At 53.4% G+C, this 18,703-nt stretch carries 17 protein-coding genes; 12 read left to right on the top strand and 5 right to left on the bottom strand.

Annotated elements, in window-relative coordinates; translation table 11 throughout:
* The first annotated feature begins 126 nt into the window (after nt 1-126).
* Together NF683_RS19915 and leuA are read left to right on the top strand one after the other, a co-directional pair.
* Complete coding sequence (locus NF683_RS19915) at nt 127-1,011, top strand: ion transporter (RefSeq protein ID WP_089037599.1); 885 nt, start codon at nt 127-129, stop codon at nt 1,009-1,011.
* 16 nt (nt 1,012-1,027) lie between these two features.
* A complete protein-coding gene (gene leuA / locus NF683_RS19910; RefSeq protein ID WP_089037600.1) occupies nt 1,028-2,734 on the top strand; it encodes a 2-isopropylmalate synthase in 1,707 nt (568 codons plus the stop codon).
* Between the two features lie 99 nt (nt 2,735-2,833).
* Here leuA and epmB read toward each other — a convergent pair whose 3' ends face one another.
* Complete coding sequence (epmB, locus tag NF683_RS19905; protein WP_089037601.1) at nt 2,834-3,856, bottom strand: EF-P beta-lysylation protein EpmB; 1,023 nt, start codon at nt 3,854-3,856, stop codon at nt 2,834-2,836.
* Nucleotides 3,857-3,975: 119 nt separating this feature from the next.
* Between epmB and efp the strand changes: the two genes are divergently transcribed.
* Entirely contained in the window at nt 3,976-4,542 is a 567-nt protein-coding gene (gene efp, locus NF683_RS19900) for an elongation factor P (protein ID WP_009721928.1), read from the top strand.
* 117 nt (nt 4,543-4,659) lie between these two features.
* Nucleotides 4,660-5,640, top strand: coding sequence for an EF-P lysine aminoacylase EpmA (epmA, locus tag NF683_RS19895; RefSeq protein WP_089037602.1), 981 nt, complete (start codon nt 4,660-4,662; stop codon nt 5,638-5,640).
* Nucleotides 5,641-5,657: 17 nt separating this feature from the next.
* Here epmA and asd read toward each other — a convergent pair whose 3' ends face one another.
* The 3 genes from asd to rsgA are packed head-to-tail and all read right to left on the bottom strand — an operon-like array spanning nt 5,658 to nt 8,417.
* Nucleotides 5,658-6,491, bottom strand: a complete 834-nt coding sequence (gene asd, locus NF683_RS19890) for an archaetidylserine decarboxylase (protein WP_089037603.1) — start codon at nt 6,489-6,491, stop codon at nt 5,658-5,660.
* A gap of 10 nt (nt 6,492-6,501) precedes the next feature.
* Nucleotides 6,502-7,344, bottom strand: coding sequence for a sulfurtransferase (locus NF683_RS19885; protein ID WP_089037604.1), 843 nt, complete (start codon nt 7,342-7,344; stop codon nt 6,502-6,504).
* A 53-nt stretch (nt 7,345-7,397) separates the two neighbouring features.
* The gene (rsgA, locus tag NF683_RS19880) at nt 7,398-8,417 is read right to left on the bottom strand and encodes a small ribosomal subunit biogenesis GTPase RsgA (RefSeq protein ID WP_089037605.1); all 1,020 of its coding nucleotides are present in this window, start codon (nt 8,415-8,417) and stop codon (nt 7,398-7,400) included.
* A 146-nt stretch (nt 8,418-8,563) separates the two neighbouring features.
* Between rsgA and orn the strand changes: the two genes are divergently transcribed.
* The gene (gene orn / locus NF683_RS19875; RefSeq protein ID WP_089037606.1) at nt 8,564-9,157 is read left to right on the top strand and encodes an oligoribonuclease; all 594 of its coding nucleotides are present in this window, start codon (nt 8,564-8,566) and stop codon (nt 9,155-9,157) included.
* A gap of 18 nt (nt 9,158-9,175) precedes the next feature.
* On the opposite strand, the gene queG is transcribed toward orn, so the two are convergent.
* Nucleotides 9,176-10,288: a tRNA epoxyqueuosine(34) reductase QueG gene (gene queG / locus NF683_RS19870; RefSeq protein WP_089037607.1), complete on the bottom strand. Its 1,113-nt coding sequence runs from the start codon at nt 10,286-10,288 to the stop codon at nt 9,176-9,178.
* A gap of 95 nt (nt 10,289-10,383) precedes the next feature.
* On the opposite strand from queG, the gene NF683_RS19865 reads away from it, so the two are divergent.
* The 7 genes from NF683_RS19865 (at nt 10,384) to hflX (ending at nt 18,561) form a co-directional block, all read left to right on the top strand.
* Complete coding sequence (locus tag NF683_RS19865) at nt 10,384-11,877, top strand: NAD(P)H-hydrate dehydratase (protein WP_089037608.1); 1,494 nt, start codon at nt 10,384-10,386, stop codon at nt 11,875-11,877.
* Nucleotides 11,878-11,888: 11 nt separating this feature from the next.
* Entirely contained in the window at nt 11,889-12,386 is a 498-nt protein-coding gene (gene tsaE / locus NF683_RS19860; protein WP_089037609.1) for a tRNA (adenosine(37)-N6)-threonylcarbamoyltransferase complex ATPase subunit type 1 TsaE, read from the top strand.
* Nucleotides 12,387-12,436: 50 nt separating this feature from the next.
* Nucleotides 12,437-13,876 carry an N-acetylmuramoyl-L-alanine amidase gene (locus NF683_RS19855; RefSeq protein WP_456362364.1) on the top strand — a complete coding sequence of 480 codons (1,440 nt, stop codon included), beginning with the start codon at nt 12,437-12,439 and terminating at the stop codon, nt 13,874-13,876.
* A gap of 22 nt (nt 13,877-13,898) precedes the next feature.
* Nucleotides 13,899-15,833, top strand: a complete 1,935-nt coding sequence (gene mutL / locus NF683_RS19850; protein ID WP_446718646.1) for a DNA mismatch repair endonuclease MutL — start codon at nt 13,899-13,901, stop codon at nt 15,831-15,833.
* Nucleotides 15,834-15,875: 42 nt separating this feature from the next.
* On the top strand, nt 15,876-16,814 hold the full coding sequence (gene miaA, locus NF683_RS19845; RefSeq protein WP_089037611.1) for a tRNA (adenosine(37)-N6)-dimethylallyltransferase MiaA: 939 nt from the start codon (nt 15,876-15,878) through the stop codon (nt 16,812-16,814).
* A 151-nt stretch (nt 16,815-16,965) separates the two neighbouring features.
* Nucleotides 16,966-17,214 carry an RNA chaperone Hfq gene (gene hfq / locus NF683_RS19840; RefSeq protein ID WP_009099947.1) on the top strand — a complete coding sequence of 83 codons (249 nt, stop codon included), beginning with the start codon at nt 16,966-16,968 and terminating at the stop codon, nt 17,212-17,214.
* 36 nt (nt 17,215-17,250) lie between these two features.
* Nucleotides 17,251-18,561 (top strand): ribosome rescue GTPase HflX, encoded by a 1,311-nt coding sequence (gene hflX, locus NF683_RS19835; RefSeq protein ID WP_089037612.1) that lies wholly within the window; start codon nt 17,251-17,253, stop codon nt 18,559-18,561.
* Nucleotides 18,562-18,703 lie beyond the last annotated feature (142 nt).

The following is an 18,703-nucleotide window of genomic DNA, read 5'->3' as shown; positions in this document are numbered from 1 at the left end:
CAAGGTGGCAATCGCTACCTGGGTGGCGGAGATACTTCAAGTGAAACAACAGGATATCACTTGTATAGTAAGTACGTGATTTTAGTATAAAGTGATGCCGTTAACCGTTTAGAGACTCCCTGTTCCATGAGTGAACCATTCAATACCTGGCAAGCCCGCTTCGAAAAGCTGCGCTCGAACAAGCTGTTTGAAGGCGCCGTGATTTCCATCATTGTGATTTCTGCCTTGGTAATAGGCGCGAAAACCTATGAGGAAACCTCCCGAATAGAGCAGTGGCTGCTTTACCTTGATATTGCCGTAACCGTGTTCTTTCTGATTGAGATTTTGATCAGAATGGCAGCCGAGCGCAACTTAGTCAGCTTTTTTAAGAAAGGTTGGAATGTTTTCGATTTTCTGATAGTGACCGCTAGCCTGATCCCCATGGACGACTCGGAGATGGTATTGCTGGCACGCTTGCTGCGAATTTTCCGTGTTTTGCGCTTGGTGTCGATGATTCCTGAGCTGCAAATGTTGCTGGGAGCGTTGGTGAAGTCGGTCCCCCGGATGGGCTATGTCGTACTGCTGATGTTTATCATCTTTTATATCTATGCTGCTCTGGGTAGCTTTTTATTCCATAACGTTGACGACTTTTTATGGGGTAACATTTCCGTAGCGATGCTCACGCTGTTTCGCATCGCTACGTTTGAAGATTGGACTGACGTCATGTATGCCACCCAAGAGGTCTATGCTTGGAGTTGGGTCTATTATTTGACGTTTATATTCCTTACCGCGTTTATTTTCCTCAATATGATGATTGGTATCGTGCTCGATGTGATGCAAAAGGAGAGTGCGCAGATGGAGTTGGATAGCGGTGAAGGAGATTCTGCTCAGCTTCAAGCGTTGCGTAGCGACGTGCATACGTTAAAAGCGCAGCTTGATCGTATGGAGGCTGCCATGGCCCATAAAGGCACCCCATCAACTTCAAGTGACCAAACCGACCAACCTAAAACAGGGTTGCCAAAAACAGAGTAACGACAGGAGCGACGTCATGATGTTGTCCGATCCCTCTAAAAAATATCGCCCCTTCGTGGCCGTTGAATTGCCTGATCGCCTCTGGCCTAGCCAGCGTATCGACATGCCCCCGATTTGGTGCAGTGTAGATTTGCGTGATGGCAACCAGTCGTTAATCGACCCCATGGATCAAGAGCGCAAACAGCGTTTGTTCGATCTACTGCTGAACGTTGGTTTTAAAGAGATTGAGGTGGGCTTCCCATCGGCATCACAAACTGACTTCGACTTTGTCCGTTCGTTGATTGAGCAGGATAAAATTCCTGATGATGTGACGATTCAAGTGCTGACCCAGGCGCGTCCGCATTTAATCGAACGCACGTTCGAAGCCCTTAAAGGCGCTAAAAACGCCATTGTGCACGTCTACAATGCCACCGACCCGATGTTTCGGCGGGTAGTGTTTAATGTAGATAAAACAGAGTGCGTGCAGATCGCCGTTGATGCCACGGCGCAAATCCGCGATTTAATGGCCGCTAATCCAGACACTCACTGGACCTTCCAGTACTCGCCTGAACTATTCACCACCACGGAGATGGACTTTGCGGTGGAAATTGTCGAAGCGGTAATGGATACCTTCGGGCCTAGCATTGATAACCGGATGATCGTTAACTTACCGGCCACCGTAGAAGTCGCAACACCCAATAACTATGCTGATCAAATTGAGTGGTTCTGTCGCCATGTTAAAAAGCGCGATACGCTGATTGTCAGTGTGCATCCGCATAATGACCGCGGTACTGGCGTGGCGGCGGCGGAATTGACGCTAATGGCCGGTGCTGACCGGGTGGAAGGTACGCTGTTTGGCAATGGCGAGCGTACTGGGAACGTGGATATCGTGACGCTTGCGATGAACCTTTATACTCAAGGCGTTCACCCGAACCTGGACTTCTCCAACATTACGCCCATTATGCGCGAGGTCGAGTACTGCAATCAGTTACCCGTCCATCCGCGCCATCCCTACGTTGGCGATTTAGTATTTACCGCGTTTTCAGGCTCGCATCAGGATGCGATTAAAAAAGGCATGGCAGATCGTCGTGCGCATCCTGAGGCGCCTTGGGATGTACCCTATTTACCTATCGACCCGCTGGATGTGGGGCGTAGCTATGAAGCAGTAATTCGTGTTAACAGTCAGTCTGGAAAAGGCGGTATTTCCTATCTGCTGGAACAGGAGCACGGCATTGAGCTGCCGCGCAGGCTGTCTATTGAGTTTAGCCAAGTCGTGCAAGAAGTCGCTGACCGCACTGGGCGCGAAATTACCTCACAAATGATTTACCAGGCGTTTGCTGATGAGTACCTGGAGCAGCATTCGCCGCTGGCGCTGATAAGTCATCGCCTTTCCTCTGAGCCAGAAAGCCCAAAAGTTGCGCTTGAAGCGATACTGGAAAGCGGAGATGAGCGCCAAACGGTAACCGGTGAGGGCAACGGCCCCTTGGCCGCGTTTGTGAAAGCGCTGGTGGCTAGCGGTCAAGAGGTGGAAATAATTGATTACCATGAGCACTCCCGCGGACAAGGGGCCGATGCTGAAGCAATCGCCTATGTTGAGGTGCGCATTGATGGTAAAGCAGTGTTTGGTGTCGGCAGCGACGAAAGCATCACCAGCGCGTCGATGAAAGGTGTGCTCAGCGCCATTAACCGTCATCACTCCACCCAAGCGCCGGCTGCCAATGTGACTGCAGAGACGCTAGGCTAAATCCCTTGGCTTGAAGTGATTGCTAGCAGACCTATAAGGAGGCGTTGGCCTCCTTATCGTTAGCTAATGTGGTGATGACAGCTAGCATGGTTATGGGAACTACAGCGGCGTCTTGCTAGTCTTGCCAGGCACTTCGCGGACTAAGCGGGGCATCAAGAAGCCTGGCAAGTGTTCAAGTAACTGCTTAACCAGTGTTTTGGCTTCCTCATCGGGGACGTCAAAATGGGCGGCACCTTGCACGGGGTCGACCACATGCAAATAGTAAGGCAGCACGCCCGCTTCAAACAGGCGTTCGGACAGAGTCGCCAACGTACTGACGCTATCGTTTATTCCGCGTAGTAACACGCTTTGGTTGAGCAGCGTTACACCTGCTTGCTTTAAGCGTGTGCAGGCATCAATGACCGCTTGGTCAATCTCATTGGCGTGGTTAATATGCAGTACCATGACTTTTTGCAAGCGTGTCGCCGCTAGCCAGTCAAGAAGTGCATCATCAACCCGGTCGGGTATCACCACGGGGAGGCGCGTATGAATGCGCAGCCGCTTGAGATGCGGAATATTTTCAAGCTGCTCCACCAGCCACGCCAGCTGACGATCGTTGGCGGCCAACGGGTCACCGCCAGAAAGAATCGCTTCGTGAAGGGTGGTATCGGCGCGCAGGTAATCCAGTGCTTCCTGCCACTGCGCTCTGGAAGGAGAGTTGTCACTGTAGGGAAAATGGCGCCGGAAGCAGTAGCGGCAGTTGATTGCACAAGCGGGGCTGGCAATTAACAGCACGCGGCCAGCGTACTTATGAATGAGCCCCTTAACAGGCTGATGCTCTGCTTCTTCTAGCGGGTCGGTGACGTAACCTTGCGGTGTTGAGGCTTCATCGCTTACCGGCAGTACTTGGCGGAGCAGAGGGTCATTGGGGTCGTTGGGGGCAATGCGCGTAAGATAGGCGTCGGGAACACAGATTTCAAACAGCTGGTGCCCAGTAGAAGCACCAGGTAGCCAGCTGTCGTCCAAGTTTAAACGCTTGCACAAAGTGGCTGGGTCGCGAATCGCTTGGGAAAGCTGCCGCTGCCATGACGCGTAAATCTGGGTAGACGGGCGCTTATCAGCGATAATAATGTTCTCCTGCAAAAAAGCCCTCCTTCGGGTTATCATGCGCGCACTTATTAGACGACGCTTACAACGACATTATCAACGGCGAAGCATGGCTTCGCGCACTATGTTACTGAAATAAAACACTGAGAGGCATCATGGCGAACTATTCTACCAATGAATTCAAAGGCGGTTTGAAAGTAATGCTCGACGGCGATCCTTGTTCTATCGTCGAGAACGAACTGGTCAAGCCAGGCAAGGGTCAGGCATTTAACCGCGTTAAGCTACGCAACCTGATGACTGGCCGTGTTGGCGAGCGTACTTTCAAATCCGGTGACTCACTGGAAGGTGCCGATGTCATGGATCTGGAGATGGAATATCTCTACACCGACGGCGACATGTGGCACTTCATGAAGACGGATGGTTCCTTCGAGCAGTACGCCGTTGAAAAGAAAGCATTGGGCGATACTGAAAAATGGCTCAAGGAGCAGGTGCCTTATATTATTACGCTTTGGAACGATAAAGCGATTTCCGTTACACCACCCAACTTCATTGAACTGGAAGTGGTTGAGACGGACCCAGGTTTGAAAGGTGACACTGCCCAGGGTGGTTCTAAGCCTGCCACACTTTCATCCGGTGCGGTTGTGCGCGTACCGTTGTTTATCAACCAGGGTGAAGTGCTGAAGATTGATACACGCTCTGGCGACTATGTTTCTCGAGCATAAGTGTTTCTCGAGCATAAGCGCTGCCGAGTGACCGGTAGTTAGTTAGCCGCGAAAGCATCTACTTTATAAAGCCACGTGATGACCATGCGTGGCTTTATAGCATTGGAGGGGACGTAAATGACGGCTAGCTGGCAGCCAACGGCAAGTATCGAAACGTTGCGCGAGCGTGCACGCTTACTCGCTGGGGTGCGTGCGTTTTTTGCTGAGCGGGATGTGCTGGAGGTGGAAACGCCGGTGTTGGGGCAGGGAGGCAGCACCGATGTGCACTTAGTCTCGCTGTCTAGCATGGCGCGTACTGATAAAGGCCAGCGTAGACTATGGCTGCAAACGTCGCCCGAGTTTCATATGAAGCGCCTGCTGGCCGCAGGTAGTGGGCCGATATTTCAACTAGCTAAAAGTTTTCGTGATGGTGAAATTGGCAGCCGCCATAATATTGAATTCACTATGCTTGAGTGGTACCGTCCAGGGTTTACCCTGGCACAGCTGATTGATGAGACGACCACGCTGGTTGCTAACGTGCTGCCGAGTTTTGCAGGCCCCGTGGTGCACTATCGTTACCGTGAGCTGTTTCATACCTACTTAGCGGTAGACCCCTTTACGACCTCTATTGAGACATTGCGTACGTTGGCTGCAGAGCGTGGCCAGATGCCGGCACATGCGCTAACAGAAGAGAGTCGCGATACTTGTCTCGACCTGTTAATGAGCATGGTGATTGAACCAACGCTTGGCCAAAACGAGCTGAGTGTTGTGTTGGATTATCCTGCCAGCCAAGCGGCCTTGGCGCGCCGCCATCAAGACGCAGATGGTGAATGGGTAGCCTCTCGCTTTGAGCTTTATCTCAGTGGTGTTGAACTGGCGAATGGTTATGATGAGCTAATTGATGCTGAGGAGCAGCGGCTGCGTTTCAGTGAAGATAATGCCGAGCGTCGCCGTTTAGGTTTACCTGAGGTTGATGTTGATGAGCAATTGCTAGCAGCGCTAGACCATGGAATGCCAGAAAGCGCTGGGGTGGCATTGGGCATAGATCGGCTTATTCAGCTGGCGCTGGGTAAAGCACGCCTGGAAGACGTGCTTACATTTTCAACGGCTAATTGTTAGCACTAATGTCTCGCGTTTTAAGGCTCGCCCAGTGTTTGGCCCATTTGTACCTTGGCGCCCAGCGGGTTGTCTTCAAACGTCACCGGCTTGGCAAAGCACATCACCACCGTTGAGCCCAGTTTGAAGCGGCCCATTTCAGCGCCTTTTTCAAGCGTGATTGGTTGCCCGAAACGCATGCGCTGAGGGTGTCCTGAAAGCGGCGTCACTTGGCCTGCCCAGACAGTCTCGATCGCCGCGACGATCATTGCACCTACCAATACCATGGCCATTGGGCCGTGCTCGGTATCGAAAACACACACCAATCGCTCGTTACGAGCAAACAGCCCTGGCACGTAGTTAGCGGTTGCTTGGTTGACCGAGAAGAGCCGCCCTGGCACATAAATCATCTCGCGCAGGGTGCCTGTAACCGGCATATGTACCCGGTGGTAATCTCGAGGAGAGAGGTAAACAGTCGCAAAACTGCCGCCCATAAACTCTTCGGCTAGCGCGCTGTCGCCACCTAGCAGGGTTTGGGCAGAAAACGTGTGGCCTTTCGCTTGTACTAACTGACCTGCCTGTAAACGCCCGAACTGTGACAGGGTGCCATCAGCAGGGCTTAGCAGGCCCTCTCCCAATGGACGAACATCGGCTTTCAAAGCGCGGGTGAAAAAGTCATTAAACGTTGCATAAGCGGTGGGGTCTGGCTCCAGCGCTTGGCTCATGTCCACATCAAAACGTTTGATAAACGCCTTAATTAACCTGTTCTTCACCGCGGGAGCATCGCACTGGGCGAGCTTGCCTGTTAAACGCGAAAGCGCATGGTGGGGGAGCGGGTACTGAATTAGGGAAAACGCTTTTTGGGAAACAGTCACAGTCGTATCTTCACTTCTCAATCGGTGTGTCGTCGCGGTTGCCCCATTCGCCCCAAGAGCCCGCATAACCACGTATATTAAAGCCCAGCGCTTTACCGACTAACCACGTGAAGCTGCTGCGATGATGGCTTTGGCAGTGAGTAGCAATTTCCATATCGGGCGTTAGGCCGAGTGCACCTAGTTCGGTCATTAGCTCAGCGTAATCGCGGATGCGAAGTGCGCGATTGCGATCCATGGCGTTTAGCCAGTCCATGTTGACCGCTCCCGGAATATGACCAAGGTGCTTATTGTTGCCTTTTTCACCATCAAACTCGCCTTTAGAGCGAGCATCCCAAACGGCGAACTGTTTATCTGCGAGCTTTTGTTTGATTTCGTCGCAGGTGATTAAGGCGTGCGGGTTTAAGATCTCCGCTCGGTACTCGCTTGGTGTTGGTGCGGTGGATTCAGTGCTTTCTGCCAAGCCGGAATCTCTCCATGCATGGATGCCGCCATTCAAATAGGAGTAACGGGTGTGGCCGATTAGTTCCAGTGTCCATAGCAGTCGTGCTGCCCAGCCGCCGCCTTCATCATCATAAGCGACGACGTGAGTATCCCGGGTTAGGCCAAGTGCGCTGAACAGTCGTGAGAGAAATTCAGTGCTCGGCACATCGTTAGGTACCGGTCCTTCGCCACGCATTAGGTAGCGAAAATCCAGGTAAATAGCACCCGGTACATGGCCTTGGCGATAGCTATCGCCATTCACTGGCACATCGATAATTAGCAGCTGTGGATTATCCAGGTGTTCTTGAAGCTGCTCGGGCTCAACAATCAGCGGCAGTAGGTTGGTTTCCGATGAATGGCTAGCGGTGCTCATTGACAGCTCCCTATGCTTAGCAATTGATATATCAGGCATCAAGCTAATAAAAATTATGCGTTTAAGCTATCGAGAATGCGCCGATAGCTGGCAAAACGTTCTGGATGAATCTTGCCTGCCTCGACGGCTTCTAGTAAAGCGCAGCCTGGCTCGTTGCGGTGGCGGCAATCTCGGAAGCGGCAATGGCCAATGAACGGATGAAACTCAATAAATCCATCGGTCACTTCCTGTTCATCAAGATGGATCAAGCCAAACTCGCGAATACCCGGTGAATCAATGAGCTCGCCGTCAGTCACTTCGTCACTACTCATCGCATAAAGCCGAGCGGTGGTGGTGGTATGGGTGCCTTTACGCGAATCTTCTGACAGAGCGCCAATGCGCAAAGTTTCATCGGGTAGCAGAAGATCAATCAGTGATGATTTGCCCACGCCACTCTGGCCGACAAACACAGAGGTTCGCCCTTCAAGCTGCTGGCGTAGATCATCTAAGCCAGCTTCATTGGCAGTGGTAGTGCGCACCACGGTGTAGCCCAGAGAGTGATAGCGCTCAAGCAATTCTCCCAGTTTGCCACCGTCTTCTGGTAGCAAATCGGTTTTGTTGAGCACCAGCACGGGGGTAATACCTGTTGCTTCGGCAGCGACCAAATAACGGTCAATCAGATTGGGGTGAGGAGCGGGCTCTACCGCAAAGACGATCAGCAATTGATCGATGTTGGCCGCCACAGGCTTAAGCTGGCCCCGCGGGTCTGGGCGCTTTAGCACGCTGTCGCGCTCCTCGCGGGCCACGACGACGCCAGAGCCATCCTGGCCTGCTCGCCAAATCACCCGGTCGCCGGTGACCAAGCCATCTAGGTTGGCGCGAAGGTGGCAACGCACGGGCGTACCATCGGCATCGCGCACTTCTAGTGTTCGCCCGAAGTGAGCCATAACTCGGCCTGGTTGTTCGGCACCATATTCGCCGGCGGCAAGTTTTTCAGCGTCTTTCACATCGCGCTTTTCAGCACGTTGGGCACGTTCCGCTTGGACTTTATCGACTCGCCACTGTTGCTGGCGACTTAATTTACGTTTGCTCATGACCACCTGATGCTCGGTACAATAGTGGCATTGTACTCACCTGGGCAGTCTACTGTCCTGCATTGGGTGCTGGTTAAGGCAATATAAGCCACACTTTAACTCTAATCGCCGTATTAAGTGGCGGTACTGGCCAAGGAATGAATGTAATGAGCGAGCAAACTGCTGACAACGCCACCCCGCGGGATGATTTGCTAGTGTGGATAGACTTGGAAATGACCGGTCTGGATCCAAACAAAGAGCGCATCATTGAAGTGGCCACATTGATTACCGATGCCGATTTAAACGTCGTAGCGGAAGGGCCGGTGATTGCGGTAAAGCAGCCCGATAGCCAACTGGCACAAATGGATGACTGGAATCAAAAGACCCATGGGGAGAGTGGACTGGTTGCGCGCGTCAAAGCGAGCACCGTGACTACCGCTGAGGCCGAGCAGCAAACGCTCGATTTTCTTCGCCACTATGTGGTCTCTGGCTCATCGCCTATGTGTGGCAATAGCATTCACCAGGATCGGCGTTTCCTTGAGCGTGAAATGCCGGGTCTTTGGGCGTTTTTCCATTACCGTAATTTGGACGTATCGACCGTTAAGGAGTTGGCAAAACGTTGGAATCCAGGTGCCTTAGCAGGATTTAAAAAGCAGAATGTCCATCTGGCGATGGATGACATCAAGGAGTCGATTGCCGAGTTGGCTCACTATCGGAGTACGTTCTTACGCCTCGAAACGCTAACAGACGAAGAGGAGTAAGGTCGTTCAGAGAAGTGGCTAAGCGCCGTCAGTAGCAATTTTCGCACCGCGCTTGAGGCGCTGCTCCTCAAGCGCCCAAGCAACGTGCTCACGCACTAAACTGCTGGGGTAGGCTCTTCTTGCCCACAAGGCTGCCTCTACCGCGCGACTCCAGGGTGCATTGCCCAGGCCGATGGCGAGATTGCGCAGCCAGCGTTCGTAGCCAATACGCCGGATGGGGCTGCCTGCTGTTTTATCCAAAAATTCGTCCTCGCCCCAGGCAAACAGGCTAAGGAGGCCGGCGCGGTCAAGGTCATGGCGCGGCGCAAAGTCATCTTCCTGGGTAACGCGGGTGAAGCGAGTGAAAGGACACACCAACTGACAGTCGTCGCAACCGTAAATACGGTTGCCCATGGCGCGGCGAAACTCAGTAGGTATCGCGCCGCGGAGCTCAATAGTGAGATAAGAGATGCATTTGCGCGAGTCGACGACCTTGTCATCTACGATGGCACCGGTTGGGCAGGCGGTGCGACAGGCGCTACAGCTGCCACAGTGCTCCTGAGTAAACGGTGCATCGATAGGCAGCGGCAAGTCGGTATACAGCTCGCCGAGGAAAAAAAGCGAGCCCGCCTTGGGGTTGAGTAGCATGGCATTTTTACCAAACCAGCCAAGGCCTGCTTTTTGCGCTAGGGCGCGCTCCATGACGGGCGCTGAGTCGACAAATGCGCGATAACCAAACGAGCCGACTTGCTGCTCGATTTTTTTAGCGAGTTGCGCCAAACGTTTGCGCATTAATTTATGATAGTCGCGCCCCAGTGCGTAGCGTGAGACATAGGCACGGCTAGGTTGGCCCAGCACTTTTGTACTTTCTACTTCAGCGGGTAAGTAGTCCATGCGCACGCTGATAACTCGCTGGGTGCCGGGTTCAAGCTCCTCCGGGCGGGTGCGCTTGGTGCCATGTTTCGCCATAAAGCTCATGTCACCGTGGTGACCTTTTTCAAGCCAAGCATCTAGGTGTTTTTCATGAGCTGCTAGCTGAGTGTCTGTAATACCCACTTGCTGAAAACCTAACTCTCGACCCCATGTTTTGATTAGGGCCGCAAGACGCGTCAAGTCATCATCAGATAGTGAAAAGGTGGTGGAGTTTTGCATGGTAAATCAACGGTAGCGCGTTAAGCGCGCTATGCTAACGCATAAGTGGTTATCAACCTACTAGTGCCCAACTGTCACCAGATTAAGGAGAGATCGTGCCCACGTTAAGTACTTCCTCGCTACGCCCCCTTTATACAGCGGCTCAAGTGCGTGAGCTTGATCGGCGTACGATTGCCGGCGGCATTGAAAGTTTTGCCTTGATGCAGCGAGCAGCCTCCAGCGCATGGCACAGTTTCCGCTCCCGCTGGCCGCATGCACGAAGCGTGACAGTGCTGTGTGGTAGCGGTAATAACGGGGGTGATGGCCATGTGCTTGCGGCGTTGGCCATGCAGTCCGGGCTTAAAGTGCAGCGTATCTCACTTAGGCCTTTAGAGGCGTTGACGGGGGATGTTGCTCGCGCTGCCGAGCTGGCATCGGCGGCGGGCGTTGGTTTGGACCAGTGGCAGTCAAGTACCACCTTGGTGGGTGAGGTGATTGTTGATGCACTGCTCGGTACCGGGCTGTCGGGTGATGTTGCCGGAGAAATAAGGCCGGTGATTGAAGCGATCAATACGTCGCATCAGCCGGTATTGGCGTTGGATATTCCCTCTGGCATCTCGGCAGACACGGGTGCCGTCATGGGGCTGGCCGTCAATGCAACCTGCACGGTGACGTTTATAGGCGACAAAATTGGCCTGCATACTGGCGATGCACCTGCTTATACCGGTGAAATTGACTTCCGTCCGTTAGGTGTCAAGGCGCAAGCGTTTTTTGATATACCGCCCAGCGCATGGCGTTTGGACGATGAACTTTTGGGTGAGGTATTCACGCCGCGCTCCCGTATCAGCCATAAAGGTGATCTGGGGCATATCGTGGTAATGGGAGGTGCACCAGGGTTTGGTGGTGCGGCGTTGCTCGCTTCTCAAGCGGCCGCGCGTTTAGGCGCCGGTAAGGTCAGCTTGGCAACGGCGCCTGAGCATGTGACTGCTAGTTTGATGCGCTGCCCTGAGGTAATGGCCCATGGTGTTCGCGGTGGCGCCGATGCGAGTCATCTGCCTTGCCAGGCAGATGTAATCGTTGTTGGGCCGGGGCTGGGTCAAGAAGCCTGGGGGCAAGCGATATTGCAGAGTGCCTTGCAATTAGATGTGCCATTAATTGTTGATGCGGATGCACTCAACCTGTTGGCTAGTCGCTGGCCTGATGAGCGGCGTGATAATTGGGTATTAACACCGCACCCGGGTGAGGCGGCTCGGTTGCTAGGCTGTTCCGTCGCCGATATTCAAGCAGATCGCCCAGCGGCTGCCCGAGCCTTGCAGCGAGCGCGGGGCGGCGTTGTGATTTTAAAGGGGGCGGGTAGCTTAGTGGCGGGCCCCAGTGGGTTGGTGATATGCCCTTATGGCAATCCGGGGATGGCTAGCGGCGGCATGGGAGATGTGCTGAGCGGGATGCTAGGTACACTGGTTGCTCAGAACGCCAATATGGAGCGCGGAGCATGGCTTGGGGTGATGGTGCATGCGCTGGCAGGCGATGAAGCGGCTAAAGCAACGGGTGAGCGTGGCTTGCTGGCAAGTGATCTGGCATCCTATGCACGAGTGCTAATTAACCCGTGAAGGCGGCCTACATGCAAGTGCAATTGAATAATGAAGTGTCTCACGTTGCCTTTGGTGAGGCATTAGGGCAGGCGCTGCAAGGTCACGGGCGTGTTTATTTAGAGGGCGACTTAGGCGCAGGAAAAACAACATTGACGCGTGGTATATTGCGCGCTTATGGCTACCAGGGGGCGGTTAAAAGTCCTACTTATACTCTGGTAGAGCCCTACGAACTGGGTGCGCAGCGCATTTATCATTTAGATTTGTATCGTTTAGCAGATCCAGAGGAGCTTGAGTTTATCGGCGGGCGAGATGTACTTGCCGATGACGCGCTCTGTTTAATTGAGTGGCCGAGCCGAGGTGAGGGTTGGCTCCCCGCACCAGATTTGCGAGTGGTGCTGGAGGTGGCTGATCCTGGTCGCTTGGTTACGCTAACCGCAGAAACTGACTTGGGTGAACGGGTGATCAGCGAGATGGTTAGCAAGCATGGCAGTGAAAAGCTTGAAAGTGGTGTAACTCAATGGCTATAAACAGCGCACTAAACTACCTGACACGCAATGTGTCGTTTGGCTGTGTTCTGATGGTGGCAGGTGTGTCATCGCTACAAGCGGCAACGGTAGAGAGCATGCGGTTGTGGGCGGCTCCTGATCATGCGCGTTTGGTGTTTGATTTGACGGCAGCCGCAAACGCTAATGTATTTTCCCTTGAGAACCCGTCACGGTTAGTCATTGATCTTGATGAAAGCTACCTAGACACCGATGTATCTACGCTGCCATTGGATGGGAGCGCCATCGATGAAGTACGAACGGGGGTTCGGGATGGTGGCGGACTTCGCGTTGTTCTGGAGCTTAACCGTGACATATCCCCACGTCACTTTTCATTGCCACCCAACGACCAGTATGGGCATCGTTTGGTGGTCGATCTTGAGTACCCTGGCGAGAGTGCGGTCGAAAACCCCATTGATCCGATAGAGGCGATGATTCGCGATCAAGAAATCCTTGCCCAAAGAGCTAATACTCAGGCTCAGGCACAGGAGCAGTCACCAGGGCAAGTGGTCGCTGAAGAGATATTGCCGCCAACGGTAGCGCCAACAACTACCGCGGTTCAGCCAGCTCAACCGCATCCGCAGCGGGATATTATTATTGCTGTTGATGCTGGGCATGGCGGCGAAGATCCTGGCGCGATAGGTCCTTCTGGAACACGTGAGAAAGATGTAGTACTGGAAATTGCGCGACGCCTTGCCGCAGAAGTAAACGGTACGCGCGGTTTTAAAGCGGTACTCATTCGCGATGGTGATTACTACTTGGGGCTTCGTCAGCGTACCCAGCTTGCTCGGGATCAGAAAGCCGACTTTTTTGTATCGATACATGCCGATGCGTTTTCCAGCCCGCGGCCCCAGGGAAGCTCTGTTTATGCACTTTCCCAGCGAGGCGCAACGTCTGAAACTGCCCAATGGCTGGCGGATAGCGAAAACCGCTCCGACTTGATTGGTGGTGTTGACGGCAGCCTTTCTTTGCGTGACAAGGATCAAGTGCTGCGAGGTGTGTTGCTAGACCTCACGATGACGGCAACGTTAAACGATTCGCTGTCGATTGGTGGTCAAGTGCTCGACCAATTAGGCCGTATCAACCGTCTCCATAAGTCTCGTGTTGAACAAGCCGGTTTCATGGTGCTGAAATCGCCCGATATTCCGTCGCTACTTATCGAAGTTGGCTTTATTTCTAACCCTGATGAAGAGCGTCGCCTGAGGGATCCGGTCCATCAGCGTGGGCTATCAACGGCTATTTTCAATGGTTTGCGTGATCACTTCGAGCGCAATCCGCCGCCAGCAAGTCTATTGGCGTGGCAGCGCGATAATCAGCGTCGACCGAGCGGTAACGAGTACCGTATCCAATCGGGAGATACATTGTCAGCTATTGCCGTACGCCATGGTGTGCCAGTGAATCAGCTGAAGCAGGCCAACGATATTAACGGTGACGTTATCCGTGTTGGCCAAGTGCTACGTATTCCACGTTCATGATCATAAGTTTCTGAGGTGACGGTTGTCTGAATTGATCTCTTCGCCTACGCGCATTCATGTACTTGATCCTCGTCTGGCAAACCAAATTGCCGCGGGGGAAGTTGTCGAGCGCCCTTCGTCAGTGACAAAGGAGCTGATTGAGAACGCCATTGATGCTGGCAGCCAGCGAGTTGAAGTGGAGATAGAGCAAGGCGGCTCTCGGCTTATTAAAGTGCGCGACGATGGTATTGGTATAGGTGAACAGGATTTGCCCCTGGCGCTTGCTCGTCATGCAACCAGCAAAATCAACAGCCTTGAAGATCTAGAGGGCGTGAGTTCGTTGGGCTTTCGTGGCGAAGCGTTGGCCTCGATCAGCTCTGTCTCACGGCTGGAGCTGATCTCTAATGCTGAAGAGGACCCCCGACAAGGGTGGCGAGTCGTCGCCGAGGGGCGTGGTATGGAGGCGCGGGTAACGCCTGCGCCACACCCCCGTGGCACCAGTGTCGCGGTACGCGATCTGTTTTTTAACACCCCCGCGCGGCGCAAATTTTTACGCACCGAAAAAACAGAATTTGCCCATGTTGAAGAAGCTTTTCGTCGCCAGGCGTTATCACGTTACGACGTAGCTTGGGTGCTGCGCCATAACCAGAAAGTGGTGCATCAATTGCCACCAGGAGTGACGCCAGCCGCACGCGAGCGGCGTATTGCTTCTCTATTGGGTAAAAACTTTATTGAGCATGCTCGCTACATTGAACGTGAAGCGGGTGGGTTGCGTATTAGTGGCTGGGTCGGCTTGCCTACGCACTCTCGTTCTCAGGCGGATCAGCAATACTTTTTTGTCAATGGTCGCGTCGTTCGTGATCGGTTGGTTGCCCATGCTGTTCGTCAGGCTTATCGCGACGTGTTGTATAACGGTCGTCATCCGGTGTTTGTGCTGTACCTGGAACTTGATCCTGATGTCGTCGACGTCAACGTGCATCCAACGAAGCATGAAGTGCGGTTTCGCGATGGTCGGATGGTGCACGACTTCCTTTACTCTAGCCTGCACCACTGCCTTGCTTCTTCTAAGCCTGCTGAAGAAGAGCAGAGCACGCCCTATGGGCATGAAGGTGAAGTAGCAGAGGCGGGTGTCACGGGAAACACCAATGAGGCCGATGTTCCAGCGCCTGCTCCCCGTTGGCAGCAGCAGGGTATGGCGCTATCAGACTCACCTGAGCGCCATCCTGGGGCAGAGCGAGTGCGGCGTTTTATGCAGGGCTACCAGGCGCTGCATCCGGATCATGAAGAGTCGCTATTAACGCCGCAGCCGAGCGCGCCGAGCATTAATACATCAAAAGCGACAGAAGTGCGTGAGGTTCCGCAGGCGATGCCTGAGCATGATGCAACCTCAGCGCCGCCGTTGGGCTTTGCGCTAGGGCAGTTGCACGGTGTTTATATTTTGGCGCAAAACGCTCAAGGATTGGTGCTCGTAGACATGCACGCCGCTCACGAGCGGATCGTCTACGAGCGCATGAAAAACCAGCTGGCCGCAGCCAACGGAATTGATACGCAGCCGTTGCTGGTGCCAGTTTCCCTGGCCGCCAGTCGCGCCGAAGTGGCAACCGCTGAAAGTGAGCGCGATGCTATTGCCCAGTTAGGCGTTGAGCTAGATGTGGCGGGGCCAGAAACCTTGTTAGTCCGTCAATTGCCAGCTCTTTTGGCTCAGGCAGATCCGGAAGCCCTGATACGTCAAATGCTCGAAGAGCTGTCGCGGTTTGGACGCACCCATCAGGTTGAGGCACGCATTCATGAGTTGCTGTCGACCATGGCATGCCATGGTAGTGTCCGTGCAAATAGACGCTTAACCATCGATGAAATGAACGCCTTGCTGCGGGATATGGAGCGCACTGAGCGAAGCGATCAGTGCAATCATGGCCGTCCAACCTGGACGCAAATGAGTATGAAAGCACTCGACCGCCTGTTCTTACGTGGACAGTAGCGGCGTGGTTAGTTAAGACAACGAAAGGAGTGCTAAGAGCAGATGGTTGATACACGCCCCTGGGCGATTTTTCTAATGGGACCCACGGCCGCTGGTAAAACCGATACGGCGATGGCCCTACATGAGCGTCTGGGGCATGAGCTGATCAGCGTCGACTCAGCGATGGTATATCGCGGGATGGATATTGGTAGTGCCAAGCCGAGTGCTGCCGAGTTGGCGCGCGCGCCGCATCGTTTGATTGATATTCGTGATCCATCTGAGCCGTATTCGGCCGCTGATTTTCGTGAAGATGCGCTGCAGGAGATGCGGCAAATCAGCGCGGCAGGCAGCGTGCCATTATTGGTTGGCGGGACGATGCTCTACTTCAAGCGTCTGGTGGAGGGCGTGGCTAACTTACCCGCCGCAGACGCCGCCATACGTCAACGGTTGGAAGCTATTCGGCAGAATGAAGGGTTGGCGGCACTTCATCGTATGCTGGCTGAAGTGGATGCCGATTCAGCGCAGCGCATACATCCCAATGATCCACAGCGCTTAATGCGCGCGCTTGAAGTATATTATGTCAGTGGGCGTCCTATGAGCGAGCTATGGGCGGAACAGCAGCCAGAAACCTTTCCCTGGCGGGTGATGTCGATAGCATTAGCCCCTAGTGATCGCCAATTGCTACACAACCGCATTGCGGTGCGTTTTAAAACAATGTTGGCTGAGGGCTTGATAGATGAAGTCGCCGCCCTCAAACAACGTTCTGACATCCATCTTGGCTTGCCAGCAATGAAGAGTGTTGGCTATCGTCAAGTATGGGAGCACTTAGACGGTAAGTACGACGAAAACGAGTTAATTGAACGTGGCGTGATAGCAACTCGCCAGCTCGCTAAGCGGCAGCTTACGTGGTTAAGAAGTTGGCCGTCGCTTACGTGGGTAGACTCACAGCAGCCTGACGTATTGGATAAGGTGCTGAAATTCGTGCGTGAAAGCGGTGCTTAGCGTAAGATAGTGATTTCGTAAGCAAGTGTTTTCGAGTGGCCGGCTGGCTCTTTTGACAACACCAGGCCTTTCGGGCAACAAGATTGCGGCGCAGCACCAGTAGGGCGCGCCATTTATAACCAACCCCAACGACAGTTTTAGGGAGAGCAACATGTCCAAAGGGCAGTCCCTTCAAGACCCGTACCTGAACATTTTGCGCAAGGAGCGCATTCCGGTCTCTATTTTCCTGGTGAACGGCATTAAATTGCAGGGCCAGATTGAATCATTTGACCAGTTTGTCATTTTATTGCGCAATACCGTCAGTCAGATGGTTTATAAACACGCTATTTCCACGGTAGTGCCTTCGCGCAACGTGCGTTTGCCGGCACAAGATCCAGCCGCGCCCGACGCGGACATCTAACACCGTTGGATAGCTAGAGAGTCCACGAGGTATTGATTGTTTTTTGAGCGCCCAGATGCCGGTGAAACGGCAGTACTTGTTCACGTTGACTTTCATGATGAGCAAGCACGTGAAGACCCGGGTGAGTTCTTAGAGCTCGTGCGCTCTGCTGGCGCAGAGCCCGCGACATTACTCACTGCTAGCCGACAGCGCCCTGACTCCCGAACGTTTATCGGGTCAGGCAAGTTGGAGGAGCTGCGAGCACTGCTCGCAGCTCACCAAGCAGAACTGGTGATCTTCAACCATAGCTTAAGCCCCTCCCAAGAGCGCAACCTTGAGCATGAGCTCAAGTGTCGAGTGCTTGATCGTACCGGTTTAATACTCGATATTTTCGCGCAGCGGGCACGAACCCATGAGGGTAAGCTGCAGGTAGAGCTTGCCCAGCTTGAATATATGTCCACTCGCCTAGTGCGTGGTTGGACCCACTTAGAGCGTCAGAAGGGCGGTATCGGTTTACGCGGCCCTGGTGAAACGCAGTTAGAAACCGACCGTCGTTTGCTGCGCGGGCGCATTAAGTCGATTCATAAACGGCTCGATAAAGTACGCAGCCAGCGCGACCAGAACCGTCGTGCACGTTCACGTGCCGAGATTCACAGCGTTTCATTAGTTGGCTATACCAATGCCGGTAAATCGACGCTGTTTAACGCGCTTACCAATGCTGAGGTATACGCAGCTGACCAGCTATTTGCCACGCTTGACCCGACACTTCGTCGTCTCGAAATTGCCGACGTTGGCCCTGTGGTGATGGCCGATACAGTCGGTTTTATTCGCCATTTGCCCCACAAATTGGTTGAAGCGTTCCGAGCAACGCTTCAAGAGGCTGCGGAGGCATCGCTGTTGGTGCATGTAATAGATGCTGCTGATCCTGATCGTGATGCCAACGTTGAGCAAGTCGATCGTGTGCTAAAAGAGATAGGCGCTGATAGCGTGCCAGTTCTCAAGGTCATGAATAAAATCGACCGTCTTGATAGTGCACCGCGAATTGAGCGCGATGGCCACGGCGTTCCTGAGGTTGTTTGGCTCTCTGCTCGGCAAGGGCAAGGCCTTGATTTGCTGCATGAGGCGCTAACCGAACGTTTAGCAAATGATGTTATTGGCTTCTCGCTGACACTGTCTCCGGAGCAGGGTAAGCTGCGTGCAGGCCTACATGAGTTGAACGCAGTTCGAGAAGAATATTTTGATGAGCAAGGACAGTCTGTTTTAGACGTGCGCTTGCCCAGACGTGATTTCAATCAGCTCATGGCTCAACTTGGTGAGCGTGCCAATACCTATTTACCCGTCGCTTTACGCGAAATTGACGAATGGTAGTCAATAGGCTGCATCCGCATATATAGGCTTAAATTTAAGTGAGCTTGGGTATGTGAAGCCTATGTGAACTCGGGTAGAAGTATGGTACAAAATTTATATAGTAATAATATTAAAAGCACCATGCCTTGCTAACTGTGAGGCT

Source organism: Halomonas sp. MS1 (genome assembly GCF_024182575.1).
Classification (GTDB): Bacteria; Pseudomonadota; Gammaproteobacteria; order Pseudomonadales; family Halomonadaceae; genus Vreelandella.
The sequence above is the reverse complement of the archived record's forward strand: the minus strand, read 5'-3'. Positions and strand labels throughout refer to the sequence as shown.

Bases quoted from the DNA above. Each gene is read 5' to 3' on its own strand.
- orn (WP_089037606.1), top strand. From the start codon at position 8,564: ATGAGCGAGCAAACTGCTGACAACGCCACCCCGCGGGATGATTTGCTA.
- miaA (WP_089037611.1), top strand. From the start codon at position 15,876: ATGGTTGATACACGCCCCTGGGCGATTTTTCTAATGGGACCCACGGCC.
- NF683_RS19915 (WP_089037599.1), top strand. From the start codon at position 127: ATGAGTGAACCATTCAATACCTGGCAAGCCCGCTTCGAAAAGCTGCGC.
- queG (WP_089037607.1), bottom strand. From the start codon at position 10,288: ATGCAAAACTCCACCACCTTTTCACTATCTGATGATGACTTGACGCGT.
- NF683_RS19855 (WP_456362364.1), top strand. From the start codon at position 12,437: ATGGTGGCAGGTGTGTCATCGCTACAAGCGGCAACGGTAGAGAGCATG.
- rsgA (WP_089037605.1), bottom strand. From the start codon at position 8,417: ATGAGCAAACGTAAATTAAGTCGCCAGCAACAGTGGCGAGTCGATAAA.
- NF683_RS19885 (WP_089037604.1), bottom strand. From the start codon at position 7,344: ATGAGCACCGCTAGCCATTCATCGGAAACCAACCTACTGCCGCTGATT.
- leuA (WP_089037600.1), top strand. From the start codon at position 1,028: ATGATGTTGTCCGATCCCTCTAAAAAATATCGCCCCTTCGTGGCCGTT.
- hfq (WP_009099947.1), top strand. From the start codon at position 16,966: ATGTCCAAAGGGCAGTCCCTTCAAGACCCGTACCTGAACATTTTGCGC.
- tsaE (WP_089037609.1), top strand. From the start codon at position 11,889: ATGCAAGTGCAATTGAATAATGAAGTGTCTCACGTTGCCTTTGGTGAG.
- efp (WP_009721928.1), top strand. From the start codon at position 3,976: ATGGCGAACTATTCTACCAATGAATTCAAAGGCGGTTTGAAAGTAATG.
- epmA (WP_089037602.1), top strand. From the start codon at position 4,660: ATGACGGCTAGCTGGCAGCCAACGGCAAGTATCGAAACGTTGCGCGAG.